This is a genomic window from Photobacterium sp. R1 (genome assembly GCF_054600795.1).
This window is the reverse complement of the sequence record NZ_BAAHZP010000393.1, coordinates 1-294: the sequence shown is the minus strand read 5'-3', so window position 1 is coordinate 294 and position 294 is coordinate 1. Positions and strand designations below refer to the sequence as shown.

General features: G+C 52.7%; 1 pseudogene. It reads right to left on the bottom strand.

What is annotated here, in order from left to right:
* A pseudogene (locus tag ACYP03_RS25570) lies at positions 1-294 on the bottom strand (inosine/guanosine kinase); the annotation flags it as partial.

The following is a 294-nucleotide window of genomic DNA, read 5'->3' as shown; positions in this document are numbered from 1 at the left end:
CATTTTCTTTATGGTAACGGTTCGCCGCCATATCATGCAGCAGTGCAGACAGTGCGCCGTCCCCGGCACCATTGGTATTTTTTATACGCTCCGGTCCACCCATATAAGGGGCGATGTGCGAATAAACCCGAAGAGGCGTTTCACAATCAGCTTTGGTCATCGGGCGGCTGAATTCGTAGCGGTTAAACTCAGGAATTTCACCAGGCAACAGCGGCAGACTGGTGGCTCGCTTCGTGCTCTCTTCTGTATAACCTGCTGTGTACAAACCCACCGGTCCCGCAGTGCACAACACAA